This is a genomic window from Quisquiliibacterium sp. (genome assembly GCF_982640115.1).
The window spans coordinates 1-3,294 of record NZ_CEXFHW010000280.1 but is presented as its reverse complement, the minus strand read 5'-3'; the positions used below and the strand labels follow the sequence as shown (position 1 = coordinate 3,294).

The following is a 3,294-nucleotide window of genomic DNA, read 5'->3' as shown; positions in this document are numbered from 1 at the left end:
GAAGATCCTGGTCAAGGAGGGCGAGCGGGTGGTCCAGGGCCAGCCGCTGGTGCATATCGAGGCCGTGCGGGCCGATGCGGCCTTGGGCGAAACCCGCTCTCGCCGGGGCACCATGACGGCCCGCTTCGAGCGCCTGCGCGCCGAGGCCTCCGGGCAGGCGGCACCCCGCTTTGGCGAGACCGGGGGTGCGTCCGACCCGTTGGCGGTCTCGCGCGAGAAGCAGATCTTCGAGGCGCGACGCCAGGAGCTTTCGGCGCAGTTGCAGGTGGTCGACGGCCAGATCGAACAGCGGCGCGCCGAGGCGGAAGAGACCTCCCGCCGGCGGGACGCCACGATCGCGGCCCTGGCCCTGTTGCAGCGGGAATACGATGTCAGCAAGCCGCTGTCGCGCACCGGCGCGGTGTCGGAATTCGACATGGTGCGCCTGGAGCGCGAGATCGTCAGAACCCGGGGCGAGATCGCGAGCGCCGCCGCAGCCCTGGAGCGTCTGGCGGGGGCCCGCAGCGAGGCCCTGGCCCGCCGTCAGGAGCTGGAGCAGGCCTTTCTGTCACGAGCCCGTCAGGAGCTCGCTGAAGTGGCTGCCGAACTCGATCGCACCCGGGAGAACGCCCGCGGTCTGGATGACCGGGTGAGCAAGACGGTGCTCAAGGCGCCAGTGGCCGGCATCGTGAAGGTGCTTCATGCGCGCACGCCCGGCGGTGTGGTCCAGCCTGGCAAGGAAGTGCTGGAGATCGTCCCCTCCGAGGATACCTTGCTGGTTGAGGCGAGAATCGCGCCGAAGGACATTGCGCGGCTGCGTACCGGCATGCCCGCCACCGTGCGGCTCAGCGCCTATGACTACGCCGTGTTCGGTGGCCTGCCGGCAACGCTGGAGCATGTCGGACCCGACACGCTGGCCGACGACAAGGGGAATCCCTACTACCTGGTCCGGGTGCGTACCCGGCGTGATTCGGGCGCTGCCGCGAGCGCCTGGGATCGCCACCCCATCCTGCCAGGGATGATGGCCACGGTCGATGTGATGACCGGCCAGCGCACGGTGGCCACCTATCTGCTCAAGCCCATTCTGCGCGCACGACAGCTCGCATTCACCGAGAGCTGATTCGACGCGAGGCTGACCGGGCGGGCCCTGCCGGGGCGCTGCCCCGGTGGCCCGCCCGCTTCGGGCGTCAGGCGGTCATCAGCTGCTGCTTGCGCAGCAGGTCATCGAGCGCCTCGCTGGCGCTTCGTTCACCCAGCAGGTCCACCCCGGCCAGCACGATCTGCCGATCATCCGCACCGCCAGCGCCGTGCATGTCGATCACGGTGGTGTTGCCGTCACGGCGCAGGCTGAGCAGGGTGCTCAGGTCGCTTGCCTCGTCGGGCAGGATGCCGCGCAGGTCGATCACATCATGGTCGGCGTCGAAGCCGCGGATGAGCACCTTGCCTTCGCCGGCCTCGGGCGCCCAGATCCGCGCGCTGGCGTCGGCCAGGCTGCCTCCGACCGAACCTGCCCTGCCGACAGGGACCAGTTCGGTAGCCGCGCCCTCGTCGGCGATGCCCCAGAAGACATCGGTCATCTCCCGGTGCGCGCCTGTGGCATCGGTGTACTGGCCCTGCAGCAGCATCTGGTTGCCGTTCTGGACCGCGTCCGAGGTGTTGTGCTGCAGGGACAGCGATCTGACGCCCAGCGCCGCCAGCGAGATCAGTTCTCCCTGATCGGTCATGCCGTCGCTGTCAGCATCCTTCCAGACCTGCAGGTCCTTCCAGGCGGCATCGCGGTTGTCGACCACGCCGTCGTGGTTGTCATCGAGCTGGGCAAGTGCGGCAAAGCCGTGCTCGGCCTTGCCGCCACGACCGTCGGCGGTGCCGGTGCCGAAGAGCTCGGCTCCGTCGTTGATCCGACCGTCCTGGTTGATGTCGCGCACCAGCAGGCCGTCATCGGCACCCGCCCAGCCAACCTTGCGGGCGACGCCGGTGGCGTCGTTGTCGAACCAGACGCCCTGCGAGGCTGAGATCGTCTCGACACCATCACCGTCAAGGTCGAGGACCAGCGGGCTGACATTGGCCAGAATGGTGCAAACGCCGGTGCTGTCGGTGATGCGGGCGTTGGTTGCGCTGGTGAGCACCACCGAGAACTGCTCCGCCTGCTCGCTGCGGTTGTCCGGGGTGATCAGGATGCTGATCGTGGCGCTGGTGTGCCCTGCGCGGATGGTCACCGTGCCGGCATCGCTGATGAAGTCGCGCCCACCGTTGCCATGCCAGTTGTTTCCGGTGGTGATGTCGGTGGCCGAGCCCTCCCGGGTCTCCCACGCTACGACCACATCGCGATCGGTGGCCTGTGACAGGCGCACCGTGAAAGTGGCCGTGCTGCAATCGTCCTCGTCCGGGTCCTGCGTGCCCTGTCCGCCCGGCTCCCTGACGCTGATGTTGTTGATGCTGACACTGATCGCATCGTCGTTCAGGATGATGGCTGCGCCGCTGGCCGAGGAGGAACTCCGGCCGCTTGCCGAGAGGGTGGCTTCCAGCACGACGGTTTCGTCGTTCTCGATGGTGCAGTCGTCGTTGGTGGGTGTCCGGACGAGCAGGCTGCGGGTACCAGCCGGGATGGCAATGCTCGTGCCGTTGTAGTACCAGTTCCAGGAGCGGCCGCCGTCGGTCGACACCTCCTGCCACTGCGGATAGCGCAGGTCTGCGGCATTGGCGGTGCCGGTGCCCAGGCCCAGCGTCACATACCCCGCAACCGGCATGGCGTCACCAAGGGAAACCGTCCACTGTGCGCAGCCGCCCTCGAGAACGCTGTTGCCGGTGACGCACAGGCCCGGCAGATCATCGTCCAGGATGGTGGCGGTGCCGGTGCCGGTGCTCGAGGTGCGTCCGGTGGCCGAGAGGGTGGCGTTGAGGACGATGCTCTCGTTGCCCTCGAATCGGGTGTTCTCGATGGTGGCCGCGCGCACCAGAACGCTGGTGGTGTTGGCGGGGATGGACAGGGCCGAGCTGTAGGTCGACCAGGTGGTGCCGCCGTTGGTGGAAACCTGCAGGGCGTTGGTGAAGTCCGAGCCTGCAGTGGCAGTGCCTGACCCGAAGGCCAGGGAGAGGCTGCCGGCCACCGGCATGGCGGCTCCGAGGGCCACGGTCCATTGGGCATAGCCGCCTTCGGCGACGCTGTTGCCGCTGATGCTCAGGCCTGGCAGATCATCGTCCAGGATGGTGGCGGTGCCGGTGCCGGTGCTCGAGGTGCGTCCGGTGGCCGAGAGGGTGGCGTTGAGGACGATGCTCTCGTTGCCCTCGAATCGGGTGTTCTCGATGGTGGCCGCG

At 68.2% G+C, this 3,294-nt stretch carries 2 protein-coding genes; one reads left to right on the top strand and one right to left on the bottom strand.

Annotated features, from left to right (window positions below; translation table 11 throughout):
* A partial coding sequence (locus AC2H6A_RS18880; RefSeq protein ID WP_484275263.1) for an HlyD family type I secretion periplasmic adaptor subunit occupies positions 1–1,099 on the top strand: 1,099 nt, incomplete at its 5' end.
* A 67-nt stretch (positions 1,100–1,166) separates the two neighbouring features.
* Here AC2H6A_RS18880 and AC2H6A_RS18875 read toward each other — a convergent pair.
* Positions 1,167–3,294: Calx-beta domain-containing protein (locus tag AC2H6A_RS18875; RefSeq protein ID WP_484275262.1), on the bottom strand; the 2,128-nt coding region annotated here is incomplete at its 5' end.